17 protein-coding genes and 1 tRNA gene are annotated in these 19598 nt (G+C 54.1%); 12 read left to right on the forward strand and 6 right to left on the reverse strand.

All coding sequences use genetic code 11. The annotated features are described in order from the left end of the window. Position 1: 1 nt before the first annotated feature. Both xylB and K6958_RS04790 read left to right on the forward strand, forming a co-directional pair. A complete protein-coding gene (gene xylB, locus K6958_RS04785; protein ID WP_249893586.1) occupies positions 2-1465 on the forward strand; it encodes a xylulokinase in 1464 nt (487 codons plus the stop codon). 67 nt (positions 1466-1532) lie between these two features. Then, positions 1533-2813, forward strand: a complete 1281-nt coding sequence (locus K6958_RS04790) for an RbtT/DalT/CsbX family MFS transporter (protein WP_249893587.1) — start codon at positions 1533-1535, stop codon at positions 2811-2813. A gap of 102 nt (positions 2814-2915) precedes the next feature. Here K6958_RS04790 and fadE read toward each other — a convergent pair whose 3' ends face one another. Then, on the reverse strand, positions 2916-5363 hold the full coding sequence (gene fadE / locus K6958_RS04795; RefSeq protein WP_249893588.1) for an acyl-CoA dehydrogenase FadE: 2448 nt from the start codon (positions 5361-5363) through the stop codon (positions 2916-2918). A gap of 345 nt (positions 5364-5708) precedes the next feature. Between fadE and lpcA the strand changes: the two genes are divergently transcribed. Beyond that, complete coding sequence (gene lpcA / locus K6958_RS04800; protein WP_104956413.1) at positions 5709-6290, forward strand: D-sedoheptulose 7-phosphate isomerase; 582 nt, start codon at positions 5709-5711, stop codon at positions 6288-6290. 155 nt (positions 6291-6445) lie between these two features. Further along, positions 6446-7213: a class II glutamine amidotransferase gene (locus K6958_RS04805; protein WP_249893589.1), complete on the forward strand. Its 768-nt coding sequence runs from the start codon at positions 6446-6448 to the stop codon at positions 7211-7213. On the opposite strand, the gene dpaA is transcribed toward K6958_RS04805, so the two are convergent. Beyond that, positions 7184-7921, reverse strand: coding sequence for a peptidoglycan meso-diaminopimelic acid protein amidase (dpaA, locus tag K6958_RS04810; protein WP_249893590.1), 738 nt, complete (start codon positions 7919-7921; stop codon positions 7184-7186). The genes K6958_RS04805 and dpaA overlap by 30 nt on opposite strands. Positions 7922-8177: 256 nt before the next feature. Between dpaA and dinB the strand changes: the two genes are divergently transcribed. Beyond that, positions 8178-9233 carry a DNA polymerase IV gene (gene dinB / locus K6958_RS04815; RefSeq protein WP_249893591.1) on the forward strand — a complete coding sequence of 352 codons (1056 nt, stop codon included), beginning with the start codon at positions 8178-8180 and terminating at the stop codon, positions 9231-9233. A 468-nt stretch (positions 9234-9701) separates the two neighbouring features. Then, complete coding sequence (locus K6958_RS04820) at positions 9702-10001, forward strand: E492 group microcin (RefSeq protein WP_249893592.1); 300 nt, start codon at positions 9702-9704, stop codon at positions 9999-10001. A 120-nt stretch (positions 10002-10121) separates the two neighbouring features. Here the strand turns inward: K6958_RS04820 and pepD are convergent, their stop codons facing one another. Beyond that, the gene (gene pepD, locus K6958_RS04825) at positions 10122-11576 is read right to left on the reverse strand and encodes a beta-Ala-His dipeptidase (protein ID WP_249893593.1); all 1455 of its coding nucleotides are present in this window, start codon (positions 11574-11576) and stop codon (positions 10122-10124) included. Between the two features lie 253 nt (positions 11577-11829). Between pepD and gpt the strand changes: the two genes are divergently transcribed. The 3 genes from gpt to crl all read left to right on the forward strand — a co-directional run bounded on the left by gpt (position 11830) and on the right by crl (position 14116). Beyond that, positions 11830-12288: a xanthine phosphoribosyltransferase gene (gpt, locus tag K6958_RS04830; RefSeq protein WP_103058977.1), complete on the forward strand. Its 459-nt coding sequence runs from the start codon at positions 11830-11832 to the stop codon at positions 12286-12288. Positions 12289-12409: 121 nt separating this feature from the next. Continuing rightward, on the forward strand, positions 12410-13654 hold the full coding sequence (gene frsA / locus K6958_RS04835) for an esterase FrsA (protein WP_249893594.1): 1245 nt from the start codon (positions 12410-12412) through the stop codon (positions 13652-13654). Between the two features lie 60 nt (positions 13655-13714). Beyond that, entirely contained in the window at positions 13715-14116 is a 402-nt protein-coding gene (gene crl / locus K6958_RS04840) for a sigma factor-binding protein Crl (RefSeq protein ID WP_249893595.1), read from the forward strand. 127 nt (positions 14117-14243) lie between these two features. On the opposite strand, the gene K6958_RS04845 is transcribed toward crl, so the two are convergent. Further along, positions 14244-15356 carry a porin gene (locus K6958_RS04845; protein ID WP_249893596.1) on the reverse strand — a complete coding sequence of 371 codons (1113 nt, stop codon included), beginning with the start codon at positions 15354-15356 and terminating at the stop codon, positions 14244-14246. Between the two features lie 243 nt (positions 15357-15599). Here K6958_RS04845 and proB point away from each other — a divergent pair, with 243 nt between their 5' ends. The 3 genes from proB to K6958_RS04860 all read left to right on the forward strand — a co-directional run bounded on the left by proB (position 15600) and on the right by K6958_RS04860 (position 18147). Further along, positions 15600-16703, forward strand: a complete 1104-nt coding sequence (proB, locus tag K6958_RS04850) for a glutamate 5-kinase (RefSeq protein ID WP_249893597.1) — start codon at positions 15600-15602, stop codon at positions 16701-16703. A 10-nt stretch (positions 16704-16713) separates the two neighbouring features. Then, positions 16714-17967, forward strand: a complete 1254-nt coding sequence (gene proA, locus K6958_RS04855) for a glutamate-5-semialdehyde dehydrogenase (RefSeq protein ID WP_249893598.1) — start codon at positions 16714-16716, stop codon at positions 17965-17967. A 104-nt stretch (positions 17968-18071) separates the two neighbouring features. Beyond that, positions 18072-18147: transfer RNA gene (locus K6958_RS04860), tRNA-Thr, on the forward strand. Positions 18148-18161: 14 nt separating this feature from the next. Here the strand turns inward: K6958_RS04860 and K6958_RS04865 are convergent. Beyond that, positions 18162-19319 (reverse strand): site-specific integrase, encoded by a 1158-nt coding sequence (locus tag K6958_RS04865; protein ID WP_249894600.1) that lies wholly within the window; start codon positions 19317-19319, stop codon positions 18162-18164. Then, positions 19202-19552 carry a helix-turn-helix domain-containing protein gene (locus tag K6958_RS04870; RefSeq protein WP_249893599.1) on the reverse strand — a complete coding sequence of 117 codons (351 nt, stop codon included), beginning with the start codon at positions 19550-19552 and terminating at the stop codon, positions 19202-19204. The genes K6958_RS04865 and K6958_RS04870 overlap by 118 nt, the downstream gene beginning before the upstream one ends. Positions 19553-19598 lie beyond the last annotated feature (46 nt).

Raw genomic sequence — 19598 nt, forward strand, 5'->3', positions numbered from 1 at the left:
CATGTATTTAGGCATCGATCTTGGAACGTCCGAAGTTAAGGCTGTAGTGATTAATGAGGATGGGACCATTGTAACCAGTCAAAGTACGCCGCTAACGATTCAGCGGCCTCATCCGCACTGGTCAGAGCAAAGCCCGCAGGCATGGTGGGAAGCTACCGACCACCTCATGACCACGCTCAAAGAAAAATGTGAGAAAACGTGGGCCGCGATTAAAGCCGTGGGACTTTCCGGTCAAATGCACGGCGCAGTATTGCTTGATGTGGCAGGGGAGGCCATTCGTCCCGCGATTTTATGGAACGATACCCGCAGCGCCCTGGAATGTGCGGAGCTTGAAGAAATTTTCCCTGAGTTGCATGCGATAGCCGGCAATCTTGCTATGCCTGGTTTTACCGCCCCGAAATTGCTATGGGTCCGCAGGCACGAGCCTGAAAACTTTAAACGAATCGACACCGTTTTGTTGCCAAAGGACTTTTTGCGTTTCCGAATGACAGGCGAAAAAATTTCTGACCTGTCCGACGCTTCAGGAACCCTCTGGCTCGATGTTGCCAGGCGTGACTGGTCTGACGCTCTGCTGGAAAAATGCAGCCTTTCAAGACACAACATGCCTAAATTGGTCGAAGGTAACGAAATATCCGCAACCATTGCGCCGGATATAGCCAAACGTTGGGGACTAAACCCGTCAGTCGTTGTTGCTGGCGGCGGAGGCGATAACGCGGTCAGTGCGGTTGGCGTTGGCGCGATAAACCCGGGAGATGCCTTTATTTCCCTTGGCACGTCCGGCGTTTTATTTGTGGTTAATGAAACCTATCGCCCGGCGCCAGCCTCAGCCGTTCATGCATTTTGCCATGTATTACCCAAACGTTGGCATCAGATGAGCGTAATGCTGAGCGCCGCAAGCTGCTTGCAATGGTTCTGCCGTCTGGTAGGAGTAACCGAAATGGCGTTACTGGAAGAAGTAGCGCAACTGAGCGACAGCGAAAAAGGCACTGCCCCGATGTTCCTGCCTTATCTGTCTGGCGAACGAACGCCTCATAACGATCCGGATGCCAAAGGCATGTTTTACGGTCTGACCCATGCCAGCAATCGCGCAACGATGGGGTACGCCGTGTTGGAAGGCGTTAGCTTCGGCCTCGCCGATGGGCTAAGCGCGTTGCTCGAAAGCGGCACGCATATTGAGCAGTGTCCGTTGGTTGGGGGCGGGGCGCGAAGCCCGTTTTGGGCGCAATTACTGGCGGATATTCTCAATATGCCGATTATAACGCATAAAGGGGGAGAAACCGGTGGTGCGCTAGGCGCCGCGCGGCTGGCATACCTGGCCACGGGTAAAAATTTGGATACGGTTTGCAAGAAACCAGAAATCCACCAGACCTGGCTAGCTCGTCCTGAGCAACATGACAGTTTAATGAAAAGATACAGGCAATTTAAGACGCTGTATCTGAACGACCTGCACCTTAGAAATAATTGATTTCTTTTAAATAAAAATTCCCCGGTACCGGCCGGGGGAACACCCCTGTATAAAAAATGAGGTCACTATGTCTGTTACTAATAAACAGTGGTTTGGGTTACCGCTACATCTGCTGTGGGGTTACCTCGCTATCGCTGTATTTATGACCGGCGACGGTTTCGAACTGGCATTTCTGTCTCACTACATCAAGGAGTTGGGATTTTCACCCGCTCAGGCTTCATTTGCCTTTACCCTATATGGTTTAACTGCGGCACTTTCGGCCTGGGTTTCAGGGGTTATCGCTGAAATTATCACGCCGCAGAAAACAATGTTTATTGGCTTTGTGCTGTGGTGCGTTTTCCACGTACTGTTCCTGGTCTTCGGACTGGGGCACGCAAACTATACGCTAATACTGCTTTTTTACGGCATCCGTGGCTTCGCTTACCCTTTGTTTCTTTACGCTTTCATCGTAGTGATTATTCACAACGTAAAAAGCGAAAACGCCAGTTCGGCGCTGGGTTGGTACTGGGCGGTCTACTCCATCGGGATCGGCGTGGCGGGCAGCTATATTCCAAGCTTTACTATTCCGTTGGTTGGCGAGCTTGGTACACTGTGGATAGCGCTGCTCTTCTGCCTGGCGGGCGGATTGATTGCTGCTATCGCGCTGCGTAACGTGAAAACCCCAACGCATATGCATAATCTCACCACGCGTGAGAAATTTGTTGAGCTGAGCCGCGCAATCACTTTGCTCTTTACTAACCGCAGCATTATGTATTCAAGCATGGTACGAATTATTAATACGCTTTCTCTGTTCGGTTTTGCGGTGATCATGCCACTGATGTTTGTTGATGAGCTGGGCTTTACTACTTCTGAATGGTTACAGGTTTGGGCTGTCTTTTTCTTTACCACCATTTTTTCCAATATCTTTTGGGGGATAATCGCTGAAAAAATGGGCTGGATAAAGGTTGTCCGCTGGTTTGGCTGTCTTGGCATGGCGGCATCAAGCATGGCGTTTTACTATGTACCGCACTACTTCGGCCATAATTTCGGTATGGCACTGATCCCGGCAATTGCATTAGGTATTTTTGTAGCGGCATTTGTGCCTATGGCGGCCGTATTCCCGGCGCTGGAGCCTCGTCACAAAGGTGCGGCTATTTCGGTCTACAATCTTTCCGCAGGTATGTCTAACTTCTTCGCTCCGGCTATTGCAGCGGTTCTGCTGCCTTATTTCAGTACCATTGGCGTAGTGATTGCCTATACGGCGTTATACCTTATCGCTTTTTTCCTATGTCACTTTATCCGTGTCGAGCAGCCTGGTTTTAAAAGCGCTGTTGCTGATACGGCAGAAATCACAGTAAGGGCATCTTAATATATAACTGCTGGCCTTCGGGCTTCGATACAGCCGAAGGATCACGAAACGTAAAAAAGCGGGCCGTCATTTGACGGCCCGCTCTGTTATGCAGCTTCACGCCTAGGCGGCTTCGCTTTTACGCTCCGGCGTCTGCGCCTGCTTTACCGGCTGGGTGGCCAACGCATCGGCCTCAAACTCATCAACGTTAATGGAGCGTAAACGGCTGGCTTCGGCACGCACCAGCACGTCCGCTTCCTGTGGGGTAATCCACTCCTCATGCAACGCGCGCTGCGCCAGCTCATCAAGCCGGGTAAACGACAGATGCTTTTTCAGCTGCTTGCAGAGGCGGTCGTGAATCACTTCCGCTGCCATCACATCCTGCAGCGCCGCTTCCAGCTGCCCGGCGGGGTTATGCTCGCTCGGCGTCAGATACTGACCGCGACCCAGGCGGGAGCGGGTCGCGGACGGCGCCTGTAACAGCTTCGCCAGCTGATGGTCAAGTCGATCCGATGGCGCGCGGCAATGACGGCCCGCCGGGAAGATCGTCAGGCGCAGCATCGCCGCGACCGCCGTGTTGGGGAAGTTACGCAGCAGATCGTCAATGGCGTTCTCCGCCTGATTCAGTGCATCCTGTACGCCCCAGTGCAGCAGCGGCAGATCCGCTTCATTCCGGCCCTCATCTTCATAGCGTTTTAACGCCGCCGAGGCGAGGTAAAGCTGGCTCAGGATATCGCCCAGGCGGGCCGAAATGCGCTCGCGTCGCTTCAGACTGCCGCCCAGCACTGACATTGACACATCCGACAGCAGCGCGAGGTTAGCGCTAATGCGGTTCAAATGCTGATAGTAGCGGCGGGTAGCGTCGCGCGTCGGGGTCGCGCTGCCGTAGCCAGCGGTAATGCCCAGCCACAGGCTGCGCACCAGGTTACTGCCGACATGGCCGATATGGCTGAACAAGGCGCGATCGAACGCGGGTAAATCGTTACGTTCGGCGGCGCCCATTTCACGCAGGATATAAGGATGACAGCGGATAGCGCCCTGACCAAAAATAATCATGCTGCGCGTCAGGATATTCGCTCCTTCCACGGTAATGGCGATCGGCGCGCCCTGATAAGCACGGGCAAGGAAATTGCTCTTGCCGAGCATAATGCCTTTACCGCCGGCAATATCCATCGCATCGATGATGGCGCGTTGGCCGCGATGAGTGCAGTGGTATTTCACAATCGCGGAGAGCACCGCAGGTTTTTCGCCCTGCATGATGCCGTAGGTGATCAGCGTGGCGGCGGCATCCATCACGTAAGCGTTACCGGCAATCCGTGCCAGCGATTCCTCAATTCCTTCCATCTTCCCGATAGAGACCTTGAACTGACGACGGATGCGCGCGTAAGCCCCGGTGGCCAGCGCCAGGCTTTTCAGGCTACCGGTAGAGTTAGAGGGCAGGGTAATACCGCGGCCGACCGACAGACATTCCACCAGCATACGCCAGCCCTGACCAGCCATTTTCGGGCCGCCAATAATGAAATCGATAGGAACGAAAATATCTTTGCCGCGCGTCGGGCCGTTCTGGAACGGGACGTTCAATGGGAAATGACGTTTGCCGATCTCGACGCCCGGCGTATGGGTAGGGATTAACGCACAGGTAATGCCCAGCTCTTCGGTATCGCCCAGTAAATGCTGCGGATCGGAGAGCTTAAACGCCAGGCCGAGCACGGTGGCGATCGGAGCCAGGGTAATATAGCGCTTGTTCCAGGTGAGACGCATGCCCAACACCTGTTGGCCTTGCCAGTCGCCCATACAGACGATGCCGGTATCGGGAATCGCGCCCGCATCGGAACCCGCTTCCGGGCTGGTCAACGCAAAGCAGGGGATCTCAAGGCCCTGCGCCAGGCGCGGCAGATAATGTTTTTTCTGTTCGTCGGTGCCGTAGTGCTGCAATAGCTCTCCGGGACCGAGCGAGTTAGGTACGCCAACGGTGATTGCCAGAATACCGGAAACGCCCGCCAGCTTTTGCAGCACGCGTGACTGCGCGTAGGCTGAAAACTCCAGACCGCCATATTCCTTTTTGATGATCATAGCGAAGAAACGATGCTCTTTCAGGTAAGCCCACAGCTCCGGGGGTAAATCGGCCATTTCGTGGGTGATCTGAAAATCATTGGCCATGCGGCAGGCTTCTTCTACCGGGCCGTCCAGAAAGGCCTGTTCTTCTGCCGTCAGGCGCGGTTGCGGGTAATTGTGCAGCTTTTGCCAGTCAGGATTACCGCGAAACAGATCGCCTTCCCACCAGGTAGTACCGGCGTCAATTGCCTCTTTCTCGGTGCGTGACATTGGCGGCATCACTTTACGAAAGGTGCGCAGCATCGGGGCGGAGACCATCGAACGACGCATCGACGGCAGGTTTAACGGCAGAAGAATCAGGGCCAGCGGAAGCAGCAGCCAGGGCGTCCAGAGATCGAACAAGGCCATAGCCGCCGTCCACAACAGCAGAATTGCGCTACTGGCGGGAAGCGAAACGCGGTGCCAAAAAAGCGCGCCGACCAAGGCCAGCGTCGCGACAATGCTAAGAACCATCATAATGAACCGCTCCGTAACAAGTAAGAGGTCTGACCTGTTGGTCTGGATACAGGTTTAAAGCAGTTATGGTTATTTAGCAATCAGGCAACAAAATAATTACAACCTGGCTCACATTCCATGCGCATCATTAGTCAACGCGCCGATATCGTCGTGGCGCCGTTGGTCGATTGATCTTTTTCTCGCCAGGCGCGCATAAATCTTCAGCGCCCGCGCCGTGCCAGCCATAGCGGGCGCCTCAGCGGTTTTATGTTGCTAACCGTGCCGCAGCTTTACCGGGTAACGCTTTGCGACCCGTTGTCATTTCGGTAAACTTGCGCGGACTCTTTCTCCTCAAAGGACCTCCCTATGTACCAGGATATTATTCGTTCAGAACTTAACGAAGCAGCGGATACGCTAAATAAATTCCTGAGCGAAGATGCCAATATTCATGCGATTCAGCGTGCTGCCGTGCTACTTGCCGACAGCTTTAAAGCGGGCGGCAAAGTGCTTTCCTGCGGCAATGGCGGTTCGCATTGCGATGCGATGCATTTTGCGGAAGAGCTGACCGGCCGCTATCGCGAAAACCGTCCGGGCTATCCGGCAATTGCCATCTCTGACGTTAGCCATCTTTCCTGCGTCAGTAATGACTTTGGCTACGACTATGTCTTTTCACGCTATGTTGAGGCGGTAGGTCGTGCGGGCGACGTGCTGCTGGGCATCTCAACGTCAGGCAACTCAGCCAATATCATTAAGGCGATTGACGCGGCGCGCGCGCAGGGCATGAAAGTGATTACCCTTACCGGCAAAGACGGCGGCAAAATGGCGGGCAGCGCGGATATCGAAATTCGTGTGCCGCACTTCGGCTATGCCGATCGCATTCAGGAAATCCACATCAAAGTGATTCATATCCTGATGCTATTGATCGAAAAAGAGATGGAAAAGAAGTAACGGCATAGCTGCCGTTAATCCTGCCGCGTCAGCCCCGGCGCGGCTTGTTGTTGTCTGACAGGGCGTTCTGCGCGCTGTTAACAAATACGTTCTCCCGCTGCTACTCTGCGCCTGATTCGTTATAATCGTAACAAAATCGCGCCGGAGGCCCGTCTATGTGTGAACTGCTCGGTATGAGCGCTAATGTCCCAACTGATATTTGCTTTAGCTTTACCGGACTGGTGCAGCGCGGCGGCGGCACCGGGCCGCATAAAGATGGCTGGGGCATCACTTTTTATGAAAATAAGGGCTGCCGTACCTTTAAAGATCCGCAGCCCAGCTATAACTCGCCTATTGCGCGCCTGGTACAGGAGTATCCGATTAAGTCCTGTTCGGTGGTGGCGCATATTCGTCAGGCGAATCGTGGTCAGGTATCGCTGGAGAATACTCATCCCTTTACTCGCGAGCTGTGGGGACGTAACTGGACCTATGCGCATAACGGCCAGCTAAGCGGCTATCGCCAGCTGGAAACCGGGAATTTTCGTCCGGTCGGCGAGACGGACAGTGAAAAGGCGTTCTGCTGGCTGCTGCATAAGCTGGCGACGCGCTATCCGCGTACGCCAGGGAACTGGCCTGCGGTATTTCGCTATATCGCTGAACTGGCGGCGGAGCTGCGGCAGAAAGGCGTATTTAATATGCTGCTGTCGGACGGGCGCTATCTGATGGCCTATTGCTCGACCAATCTGTTCTGGATTACACGCCGCGCGCCGTTCGGCAAGGCGAAACTGCTGGATCAGGATGTGGAGATCGACTTTCAAAAGCAGACCACGCCAAACGACGTGGTCACGGTGATTGCTACTCAGCCGCTAACCGGCAATGAAACCTGGCATCGCATTCTGCCAGGCGAATGGCAATTATTTTGCCTTGGAGAGCGCCAGGAATGACTGCGAAGCGGCGGGCGTGCCGCTGACCGGCGAACCGTTCAGCACATACCTGCCGTTGTTAACCATCACCGTCGGCGGCTGGCGATGCTCAACAAACCAGGCGTAGCCCGGCTGCAATTCTTTCCAGAAGTTAGCGTAGTAAGAGTTACGGTGACGCTGCATATTGCTTTCAGTCATGCGGAACGGGTAGATGCTTACTTCCACTTCCGGCTGACCGTTGCGCAAAGCGGCGTTAACGTAGCTGAAGATCTCATCCATATAGGCGTTGGTCATGGCGTAACAGCCAACGGAGACGCAGGCGCCGTGGATCATCAAATATTTCCCGTCATAACCCTGCTGGCGATCGTACTGGTTAGGAAAACCAATATTGATGGCGCGGTAAAAACGGCTGTCCGGCTTAAGCTGGCTCTGTTTTACGCTGTAAAAGCCCTCCGGGCTTTTGAAATCGCCCTGCCGACGCTTTGGCCCCAGTCCGCCGGAAAAATTACAGATGCGATAGCTGTCGAGCAGTCGGAACTCATTGCCGATCTTGCCGTACAGTTCCAGCGTGCGCTCTTCTTTAAAAATCTGAATATAAACCGGCGTACCTAATAACTGCTTCTTTAACTCTTTGCTGACCGGTGCCAGTGGCTGTACTGGCTCAGGCGCGCTTGCCATGCTGAGGGCTGGCAGAAGAATCATCGCAAACAAAAGTGCGATTTTGCCCATTCTTTTTCCCTTGATGATGAGGGGGTTAAACTGCAACGCCTTGCGGCGTCTGTGACATGCATAATCGGATAATTCCGCTATCGCTGCGCAACATTATCACTGTCTATTTTTTTATCAAGATGCCCGCTAAGAAATAGCTGTTATTCCAGAGCCGGCCCGCAATTTAGCGGGTCGTCGTTACACCATATTCACCGCGCTACGCCATTGAATTCGCTCAGCTTGGCTGTATACTTATCCAGTGCTGGCGGAGGGGGTTATGCGCAAAATCATTCATGTCGATATGGACTGCTTTTACGCGGCGGTGGAAATGCGTGATAACCCCAGCCTGCGTGATATTCCACTGGCAATTGGCGGCAACCGGACGCAGCGCGGCGTGATCAGCACCGCGAACTATCCGGCCCGTAAATATGGCGTGCGTAGCGCGATGTCCACCGCCATGGCGCTGAAGCTTTGCCCGCATTTAACGCTGCTGCCGGGCCGCTTTGATGCTTATAAAGAGGCCTCTGCGCATATTCGCGAGATCTTTTCCCGCTATACCGCGCGTATTGAGCCGCTGTCGCTGGATGAAGCCTATCTTGATGTCAGCGACAGTCCGCACTGTCACGGCTCGGCAACGCTGATGGCGCGTGAAATCCGTCAGACCATCGCCCGCGAACTGGATCTTACCGCATCGGCGGGCGTCGCGCCCATCAAGTTTCTTGCCAAGATCGCCTCCGACCTGAATAAGCCGAATGGCCAGTATGTGATCACCCCCGAAGAGGTGTCGCAGTTTTTGCTGACGCTGCCGCTGGCGAAAATCCCTGGGGTGGGCAAAGTCACCGCAAAGAAGCTGGAAGATTTAGGGCTGCGTACCTGTGCCGACGTGCAGAATAGCGATCTGGCGATGCTGCTGAAGCGCTTTGGTAAATTTGGCCGGGTGATTTGGGAGCGTAGCCACGGTATTGATGAGCGGGAAGTGATTACCGATCGTGAGCGTAAATCGCTCGGCGTAGAGCGTACCCTGTCGGAAGATATTCATCACTGGGAGCAGTGTCTGGAGATTATCGATTTTCTCTATGAGGAGCTGGAGCGGCGGCTAACAAAAATCAAGCCGGATCGCCATATTGCGCGTCAGGGCGTTAAGCTTAAATTCAGTGACTTTCAGCAGACCACGCAAGAGCATGTCTGGCCGGTATTGAATAAACAAGATTTGATCGCGGTAGCGAAAGAGGCGTGGGAAGAGCGCCGCGCCGGACGCGGCGTCAGGCTGGTGGGGCTGCACGTGACGCTGCTTAATCCCCAGTTGGAACGGCAACTGCTGCTGGGTCTGTAGAGCGGTTAAGAACAACGAATTTTTAAAATGTGAGATTAGTCATTTATTTGCCTGACTAAACAATGAAAATACATATGAAAGGGTTAAAAGCCAGAATGGATGATAAAGCATAGCTTTTTAGATATATGATGTTTTCTATTGAGAAAGAGATGATGCCTTAACCACTTTGGAAATATTAATCAAAGGAAAGTAATATGATTTTCACGCCCGTCTTTGCGCCTTGTTTCTTTTCGCTTATGGCCTGGGTAATCTATCTACGAGTAAGTAATAATGCCAGAAGGGTTTACTATCAGCTTATCGTCAGCTTCATTATATGTTTGATGAATGCTTTTCTTTATCCATTATTGATTTCTCCAGGGTTTAATAATTTACCTTTTAATCTGGCGTTTTTTATTAATTGTTTTTTTATCACGCTGATAGCAATGATGATCAATGAAATAATTTATTTTTTATGGAAAGGAATACGCTATGAAGAAAATTAATCATTCCCTGCTGGCATCAGTATCAGGAGCCGCTGTAGATCCTGCTAATCAAGAAGTGATTAAGCAAATGACCACTAATATGGCATATGGTGCAGGCTGGGGGGCTATCACCGGAGGCGCCCCGGGAGCTTTGGTAGGCGCTACTGGCGGTGCTTTACAAACAGTTATCCAGGGGGCTATTAATCACGGTCCAGTTAACGTTCCTATTCCAAAAGTGCCTATGGGTCCTGTCTGGATTTATGGACCAGCACCTTTAGACTGGATAAATCAAAATGTACCTAAGTAAAAATATTACACGCCAGCGGCGTTAAACAACGCGCTATAAAATAAACCGTGTAAAAAAATAAAAAGGCCAGAAACGCTCTGGCCTTTACTTTTTACCGATGGCAATGCGTTACAGGCGAAATTACTTCGCCGGAATAACCTTCAGCAGTTCGGTCAGCAGCTGCCAGTAAAGCGCCACGCTACCGATATGTACCTGCTCATCCGGCGAGTGCGGGCCGGTAATGGTCGGGCCGATAGAAACCATATCCATATTTGGGTAAGGCTTCTTAAACAGCCCGCATTCCAGACCCGCGTGGATTATCTGAATATTCGGCGTCTTGTTAAACAGACGCTGATAGGTCTCGCGCACCAGCGCCATCACCGGCGAGCTGGCGTCCGGCTGCCAGCCCGGATAGCTGCCTTTCGCCGCGCCTTGCGCGCCGGCCAGTTCACTCAGCGAGCTCAGCATCGTCACCACGTAATCTTTACCGCTGTCGATCAGGGAACGGATCAGGCAGTTGATTTTCGCTTCCTGCTCGGTCATAGAAACCACACCGACGTTCAGCGAGGTTTCTACCACGCCTTTCGCCACGTCTGAGTTGCGGATTACGCCGTTCGGCGTGCTGTTCAGCAGGGCGATAAAACGATCGCGGCTGTCCGCCGTTAGCGCCGCGCCGCTGGCTACCGGCTCGGTTTGCAGGGTAATGTTTTTCTCAATCATACCCAGCTCGTTCTGCAAGGTCGCCAGATAACCCATCGCCGCAGATTTCAGCGCGTCGATTTTAGCCGCAGGCAGAGCGAAGGTTGCGTAGGCTTCACGCGGGATCGCGTTGCGCAGCGTACCGCCGGTAAAATCGATCAGGCGCAGATCGTATTCGCGCGCATGCTGCGCCAGGAAACGTACCAGCAGTTTGTTGGCGTTGCCCAGACCGAGGTGGATCTCGGCGCCGGAGTGGCCGCCTTTCAACCCTTTCAGCGTCAGGCGCAGCGTTTCATAATCGGCCGGAACCGCTTCACGCTGCAGCGGTAGGGTAGAGGTAAAATCGATGCCGCCGGCGCAACCCATATAGATTTCGCCTTCTTCTTCGGAATCGGTATTAATCAGGATCTCAGCTTGCAGCCAGTTCGGTTGCAGGCCAAACGCGCCGTCCATGCCGGTCTCTTCCGTCATGGTCAGCAGCACTTCCAGCGGGCCGTGCTGCACGCTCTCATCTGCCAACACCGCCAGCGCCGATGCCATGCCGATGCCGTTATCCGCGCCCAGCGTGGTGCCGCGCGCTTTTACCCACTCGCCATCGATCCACGGCTGAATCGGATCTTTGGTGAAATCATGTGCCGTATCGTTGTTTTTCTGCGGCACCATATCCAGGTGCGCCTGCAGCGCCACCGGCTTACGGTTTTCCATGCCCGGAGTGGCTGGCTTGCGGATTAAAATATTGCCGACCTGGTCACGCTCGCACCAGAAGCCTTTTTCCTTTGCCCAGGAGAGAATGTGCTGCGCCAGCGCTTCTTCATGGAAAGAAGGATGCGGAATGGAGCAGATTGTAGCGAAAATATCCCACAGCGGTTGGGGAGAGAGTTGAGACAATTCAGACACGACAGGTCTCCTGTGTCATCGATGCGCGGCTGCGCATCGTTGCGAAATTTTCAGTGTTCGATCGCCGTCAGCGAATCTGACGTGATGGGGTGAGAATAACATTCTTTATTGTCCGCTGTGCAGTTGAGCGCGTTAAAATGCGGCAACCGCGCTATCCGGTGCTGGTTTTTAACGCGTCAGATCCTTATAATGCCGCGCAACCTTTTCCCATTGCACATTTTTTAGGCCAATTCGATTGGTCGGGATTCCTTTTATGAGCGAAAAATACGTCGTCACCTGGGACATGCTGCAGATTCATGCCCGTAAACTGGCTCAGCGCCTGCTTCCTGTTGAACAGTGGAAAGGCATTATTGCGGTAAGCCGCGGTGGCCTGGTTCCGGCCGCGCTGCTGGCGCGTGAACTCTCTATCCGCTATGTCGATACGGTTTGCATCTCCAGCTATGACCATGACCATCAGCGCGAAATGAACGTGCTGAAGCGTGCGGAAGGCGACGGCGAAGGTTTTATCGTGATTGATGACCTGGTCGATACCGGCGGCACCGCTCAGGCGATCCGTGAAATGTATCCGAAAGCGCGTTTCGTCACCATTTTCGCAAAACCAGCCGGTGCGCCGCTGGTCGATGATTATGTGGTTGATATCGCTCAGAATACCTGGATTGAGCAGCCGTGGGATATGGGCGTTGCCTTTGTCCCGCCGATCGTCAATCGCTGATTGACCTGCATCAAAACAACGCCCGGTTCGTCCGGGCGTTGTCGTTTCTGCGGGTCGCGCCCTGATAGCGGGTGCAGTACACTGTAGTCTCGTCATTGCGCGGCGGCAGGAGGGCGACACCATGTCAGCAAAAAATCTCAGCGAAGAGCTATTCAAACCCCGATTCAAACACCCGGAAACCTCATCACTGGTGCGTCAGCGGCATCATCTCACCTCGACTGTTCAATCCACGCTGGATGGTGAAAGCCATACCGGCTGGTATCGCATGCTTAACCGCCTGCTCTGGAGCTGGCGCGGCCTTTCGCCGATTGAAATCAGCGAAGTGCTGGCGCGAATTGCCGCCAGTCCGGCGGAGCGTACCAGCGACGATCTGCTGGATACGGTTATCGGCTATCGCAGCGGCAACTGGATTTATGAGTGGAGCAAACAGGCGGCGCAGTGGCAGCAAAAGGCGATGGACGCGGGCGATACGCCGGAGGCGGGTGAATATTGGCTGCATGCGGTTAATCTCTACAGCCTGGCCGCCTGGCCGCATATTAAAGGCGATGAGCTGGCTGAACAGGCGCAAACGCTGGCCAACCGCGCCTATGAAGAAGCGACGCTGCGCCTGCCCGGCGAGCTGAAAGAGCTGGAATTCCCGATTCAGGGCGGCGGCTCGCTTACCGGCTTCCTGCATATGCCGCCTGCGGTCAGCGCACCTTATCCCACGGTGCTGCTGTGCGGCAATCTGGATAGCCTGCAAATCGATCACTATCGTTTGTTTCATGAATATCTGGCGCCACGCGGCGTCGCGATGCTAACGATTGATATGCCCTCGGTGGGCTTCTCTTCCAAATGGAAACTCACGCAGGACACCAGCTTTCTGCATCAGCAGGTGCTGCGCGCTCTCGACTCGGTGCCCTGGATAGATCATACGCGCGTGGCGGCGCTGGGCTACCGTTTCGGCGCTAACGTGGCGGTACGTCTGGCTTATCTGGAAGCGCAGCGTTTGCGTGGCGTAGCCTGCCTGGGGCCGATAGTCCATGCGCTGCTGGCTAACGCCGCGCAGCAGGACCGTGTGCCGGATATGTATATCGACGTGCTGGCCAGCCGGCTGGGCATGGCGCGCGCGACGGATGATGTGCTGCGCACGGAGCTGAATCGTTATTCGCTAAAAACCCAGGGCTTGCTGGGACGCCGTACACCGACGCCGATGCTGGCGGGCTACTGGCAGAACGATCCCTGGAGCCCGGAAGAGGATGCGCGCCTGATTGTTAACTCCTCTGCGCAAGGCAAACTGTTGCCGATCGGCTTCTCGCCGGTGCTGGGCAATTTCGATCGGGCATTGCAAACTCTTTGTGACTGGTTGGTACAACAGTTGAAGTGATAAGTTGCTATTTTGCCTCAGTTTGCTAAAACTGTTAGCTCATTTAAGGAGGTGTAAACCATGACGTTACCGAGTGGACATCCAAGAAGCCGGTTGCTTAAACGTTTTACCGCGCTGGGTCCCTATATTCGCGAGAACAAATGCGAAAATGAGCGGTTCTTTTTCGACTGCCTGGCCGTTTGCGTCAATGTTAAGCCTGCACCGGAAAGCCGGGAGTTCTGGGGATGGTGGCTGGAGCTGGATGCGCAACCCGATCACTTTACCTATCAGTATTACTATGGCCTGCACGATAAAGACGGCAACTGGAAGCCATGCGCCATCAAAGGCAAAGAAAACGAAGAAAAACTGGAAGAGACGCTGCGTAACTTCCATGAACGCCTGAAAGCGATGCTGGCCGAACTGGAGTTGGGGCTGTTACCTGCCGAGGGCGCCAACGAACAGACGATGAAATTAACCGCTTAATCGTCAGCGCTAAACAGGAAAGGCAGGCCATGAGCCTGCCTTTTTCACGATGTCGCCGCAGCAACCGGCCAGCCTTCTGTTGCAGCAATACTGAGTATTCAGAAAACCAACCGGGCGTTGTAGAGCATCAGAACTGGTATGTCATACCTACGGCAACGATATCATCGGTGTTGCGGTTCAGCTTGTTGTTATCATCCAGCAGGTTGATTTTGTAATCAACGAAGGCGGACATATTTTTGTTGAAGTACCAGGTCGCGCCCACGTCAGCGAACTTATAGTAATCCGCATCGCCCAGGCCGTTTTCCATATCTTTAACTTTCGTCTGCACGTAAGCCAGTGATGGACGCAGGCCGAAATCAAACTGATACTGCGCCACTACTTCGATATTCTGCAGCTTATTCGCATAGCCGCTGATATCTTCTACTGTGCCGTTAACATTAACGTCACTGCCGCTAATTGGGTTCATATTGCGGGTTTCAGCGTAGTTAGCCGCCAGATAAACGCCGTTGTTGTCGTATTTAATGCCGGTTGCCCAGGCTTCCGCTTTATCACCGCCGCCGTAAACGCTATTTTTCTGATCCAGCGTGCGGTTAGAAGAAGAGACCGCGGCTTTAAGGCTCAGACTATCAAGAATTTTATAGGACAGCGATGCGGCCATGCCGTCACCGTTAGAGACGCCGTCGCCGCGTGTGGAGCTTTCGTTTTTACCCTGATACTGCAGCGCAAAATCCAGGCCATCCACCAGACCAAAGAAATTGCTGTTGCGGTAGGTTGCAACGCCGTTAGTACGGGTCAGCATATAGACGTCAGCGGAGGTATACGCGGTGGCACCGAACTCCGGCATCATATCGGTAATGGCTTCTACGTCATAAATCAAACCGTAGTTGCGACCGTAATCCAGCGAGCCGTAATCGCTGACTTTGATACCGGCAAAGCCCAGACGCGTTTTGTTACCTGCGTTTGAGTCGCTTTCCGGGTTATTAAGGTTGTACTGATATTCCCACTGACCGTAACCGGTCATTATTTCATTAATTTGCGTCTGGCCTTTAAAACCAATACGCACATAAGATTTGTCGGCGTTGTTGCTGGCATTGGTTTCAGCATCGCTCATATAACGCATTGCTTTCACTTTGCCATAAAAATCAAGCTTGTTACCGTCTTTATTGTACACTTCTGCTGCCTGAGCCGCGGTGCTCAGTGCCAGGGCGGAGATCAGTAGTGCCAATGCGCTCTTTTTCATTTTTTATTAATCCCAATGAGTAAAAATATGTACCGCTCGGAAAACTCTTATAAACACGGGAACGTTTTTACCGAGATTTGATGAATCTTTTATGAAGCTTTTCCTCTTTTCTTGTTAAGCGCGAACTTTTGGTCTACGCGGCTGTCGGGAATTTTCCATGCTTTTCCCGCGGTGCCTGTTGGCATCTTTGCTCACTCCTGATAAAACGTCCCTTCAAAGACATTTTTACTACGGCAGGAAATCATGAGCGGCAGTCAGACCTTAGTGGTCAAACTGGGTACCAGCGTGCTAACCGGCGGATCGCGTCGGTTAAATCGGGCACATATAGTGGAGTTAGTTCGTCAGTGCGCACAGCAGCACGCGGCGGGCCATCGAATTGTGATTGTCACCTCTGGCGCCATGGCTGCCGGACGTGAACACCTGGGTTACCCGGAACTGCCGCCTACCATCGCCTCAAAGCAGCTGCTGGCTGCGGTGGGGCAGAGCCGTTTGATTCAACTGTGGGAACAGCTGTTCTCTATCTATGGCATCAATATTGGCCAGATGCTGCTGACGCGTGCGGATATGGAAGATCGTGAGCGCTTTCTGAACGCGCGCGATACGCTGCGCGCGCTGTTGGATAACAATATTGTGCCGGTGATAAATGAGAACGATGCGGTGGCGACCGCCGAAATCAAAGTAGGCGATAACGACAATCTGTCGGCGCTGGCGGCGATGCTGGCCGGGGCCGATAAGCTGCTGCTGCTGACCGACCAGCAAGGGCTGTTTACCGCCGATCCGCGTAATAATCCGCAGGCATCGCTTATCAGTGACGTGCATGGCATCGACGATGCGCTGCGCACCATTGCCGGCGACAGCGTTTCCGGCCTCGGTACCGGCGGTATGGCCACCAAACTGCAGGCGGCGGACGTGGCCTGTCGTTCCGGCATTGAGGTGATTATCGCGGCGGGCAGCCGTCCGGGCGTAATTGGCGATGTGATTGAAGGCAAACCGGTGGGCACCCGCTTCCATGCGCAGCAGTCGCCGCTGGAGACGCGTAAACGCTGGATCTTCGGTGCGCCGCCAGCCGGTGAGATTATTATCGACGATGGCGCGCTGTCGGCGGTGCTGGAACGCGGCAGTTCGCTGTTGCCGAAAGGCATCCGCGAAGTGAGCGGCAACTTTTCACGCGGCGAAGTGATCCGTATCCGCAGCCTGGTGGGGCGCGATGTGGCGCACGGCGTTTCACGCTATAACAGCGATGCGCTGCGGATGATTGCCGGCCACCACAGCCAGGAGATCACTAACATCCTGGGTTATGAATACGGTCCGGTCGCTATGCACCGCGACGATATGATTGTCAGCTAAGGAGCCTTCAATGTTAGATGAGATGGGCAAGGCGGCTAAAGCGGCCTCATATCAGCTTGCCACGCTAAGTACGGCGGAGAAAAACCGCGTACTGATGACCATTGCCGAACAGCTGGAAGCACAGAGTGCAGAAATTCTGGCGGCTAACCAGCAGGATCTGGCGGATGCGCGTCAGAACGGCATGAGCGAAGCGCTGCTGGATCGCCTGATGCTGAACCCCGCGCGCCTGAAAGGGATTGCGGACGATGTGCGTCAGGTTTGTCGACTGGCCGATCCGGTGGGGCTGCTGATTGACGGCGGCCGCCTGGATAGCGGCTTGCGCATTGAGCGCCGCCGCGTGCCGCTGGGCGTGGTGGGCGTCATTTATGAAGCGCGCCCAAACGTGACGGTGGATGTCGCTTCGCTGTGCCTGAAAACCGGCAACGCAGCGATTCTGCGCGGCGGTAAAGAGACTTATCGCACCAACGGCGCGACGGTGCGCGTTATCCAGTCGGCGTTACAACAGCACGGTTTACCAGCAGGCGCGGTGCAGGCGATTGAAAGCCCCGATCGCGAACTGGTTAATCAGCTGCTGAAGCTGGACCGCTATGTGGATATGCTGATCCCGCGCGGCGGCGCCGGATTGCATAAGCTGTGCCGTGAGCAGTCTACTATCCCGGTGATTACCGGCGGCATCGGCGTTTGCCATATCTATATTGATGTCAGCTATGAGCTGGACGCAGCGCTGAAGGTGATTGTTAATGCGAAAAAACAGCGCCCCAGCGCCTGTAATTCCGTAGAGACCCTGTTGGTTAACCAGGCCATTGCGGATGCTTTCCTGCCTGCGCTAAGTCAGCGTATGGCGCAGGAGGGCGTAAAGCTACATGCCGATGCGCTTTCGCTGCCGCTGTTGCAGCAGGGGCCGGCAGAAGTGGAAGCGGTAAAAGCCGGCGAATATGACGATGAATGGTTGTCGCTCGATTTAAATGTGCGGGTAGTGAAGGATATGGACGAGGCGATCGCGCATATTCGTCAGCACGGCACCCAGCACTCCGATGCCATTTTGACGCGCGATACGCGCAGCGCCGAACGCTTTGTTAATCAGGTTGATTCCTCAGCGGTATATGTAAACGCCAGCACGCGCTTTACCGATGGCGGCCAGTTTGGCCTGGGCGCAGAGGTGGCGGTAAGCACCCAGAAGCTGCACGCTCGCGGCCCGATGGGCCTGGAAGCGCTGACCACCTATAAGTGGGTGGCTTATGGCGATGATACGGTGCGCGCATAGCCTAACTGGCTATCGCTGATGATAAAACCAGCATACGATGCGGCGCCTCTTGACTCCGGCGCCGCTTTTTCTTAACGTTACAGCCCGTAGCATCTCTCCTGAAAGCCGATATAGCTCAGTTGGTAGAGCAGCGCATTCGTAATGCGAAGGTCGTAGGTTCGACTCCTATTATCGGCACCAGTTAAATCAAAGACTTAGAACCCATCAGTACCATCCCGTAACTCCATGTGGGACAGATTTGGGACAATCCTCCCGAAAATCGCGTCAATCTGCTTCGCGTGTTCGGTTAGATGACTCGGTGCCAGATGCGCATAGCGTCGTACCATTTCGATACTCTCCCAGCCGCCCATCTCCTGCAGAACCGATAACGGCACTCCGGCCTGTACCAGCCAACTTGCCCAGGTGTGTCTCAGGTCATGGAAGCGGAAATCTTCTATCCCCGCCCGGCGAAGTGCAGCTCTCCATGCTGTGTTTGCGTCGTAACGCATTTTCCTTACCGTAGGCACCTTCGACCCGTCCGGTCGCGTGCTGCTTTCCTGATAAACAAAAACCCATCGGTGATGATTGCCGATTTGATTTTTCAGCACCTCACATGCAGTATCATTCAGCGCTACGCCAATAGCCCTGTTTGACTTACTTTCTTCCGGGTTTATCCACGCTACCCGGCGCTGCATATCGATTTGCTGCCACTCCAGATTGATGATGTTCGATCGCCTCAACCCTGTGGCCAGTGCAAACCTGACTACGGATTTAAGCGGTTCCGGGCATTCATCAATCAGCCTTTTTGCTTCGTGCGGCTCCAGCCAGCGAATACGTTTGTTCTTCGGCTGAGGAACCTTCAGTACCGGCGCGCGGTCCAGCACCTTCCATTCCCTTTCTGCCGCCCTGAGCAGCGCTTTAATAAAAGCCAGATGCGTGGCTTTGGTCGCTACAGATGCGGGTTTCGGCACGTACTCCGGCACCGGCTTACCTCTTTTCTGTAGCGCCTCAGCCTTCAGCTTCCAGTTCTCATGGTGGCGCCGGTTCGGCATACGCTGGATGGCGTTATAGATGTGATTCTCAGTAATATCCTTCAGTTGCATCCCTGCCAGATGCTGGAGCCAGAATCCGATCCGGCTCTTGTCGTCATCCAGTGACTTCTTATGCGCACGCTCTTCCAGCCAGCGCACGCACGCTTCCTCGAATGTTATTGACGGCATCTCTCCCAGTTTACTGACACGCCATGCTTCAGCTTTTAGCTTGTCGTGAAGCTCGCTTGCCTGCCTTTTGTCCTTTGTCCCAAGAGACTGCTTAAAGCGCTTGCCGTCTGGCGCTGTGAAACTGGCGTACCATGTTTCACCCCTGCGGAAGATGGACATGATAATTTCTCCTCATATGCACCTGCCGCGCTCACGGCGACAGTGTGCAACGGATTATTGAGAGCGGCAATACATGCCTGGCGGGTGACGAGATAGGGTGACTTCGGTTTGGACGGGTCTTTGCGTGTTGCTGTCAGGCGTCCCGACCGTATCCAGTTGCTGGCCGTGGGTCGGGAGATGCCGAGAAACGCGCAGGCCTCATCCAGGGTAAGCGCGTAAGCTTCCATAGATGACCTCTACAGGTAGTTGAATATTGCTCTGGCGATGATGATC

The organism is Mixta hanseatica, from assembly GCF_023517775.1.
Lineage (GTDB): Bacteria > Pseudomonadota > Gammaproteobacteria > Enterobacterales > Enterobacteriaceae > Mixta > Mixta hanseatica.